General features: G+C 53.1%; 1 protein-coding gene. It reads left to right on the top strand.

Annotated features, from left to right (window positions below; translation table 11 throughout):
• Positions 1–452: hypothetical protein (locus ABHV44_RS16225; protein ID WP_459075762.1), on the top strand; the 452-nt coding region annotated here is incomplete at both ends.

Below are 452 nucleotides of genomic sequence, written 5' to 3'. Positions count from 1 at the left end.
CCAGCAGCGCTGACACTGGAGTGTGACGCAGAGATCCCAGCCACAACAGCAGAAGCAGTAGACAACTGCGACAGCTCAGTGGTGGTAACTTCAGCAGACTACGATCTGATCACCCCATGGGTGTTCTCATCGACTTCCGGAGACGGCTTTGGTGAAGTAACTGAAGACGGACTGACACTAGAGAGTTCAGATTCAGGAACACTGGTTAGCCAGATTGTAGCCCTTACGTCCGCAGCAAAAGCGCTGACCATTAGCTTCGACTGGGATTACCTGACCACCGATGTAGACGGACCAGCTTATGAAGAGTTCGGCTACACGATTGACGGAGTGTTCACACAGCTGTCAGACAATGCAGGTGCAAACGATCAGTCAGGCAGTGCTTCTTTCGAAGTACCAGCGGGCAGCGAGATCGCCTTCATCATCAACGCAACAGACGACCAGCTCGGATCAGC

It is taken from the genome of Halocola ammonii, assembly GCF_049334165.1.
Taxonomy (GTDB): domain Bacteria; phylum Bacteroidota; class Bacteroidia; order Flavobacteriales_D; family Sanyastnellaceae; genus JBEGHD01.
Note: the sequence above shows the minus strand (reverse complement) of the source record. Positions and strands in the feature narration are given on the sequence as shown.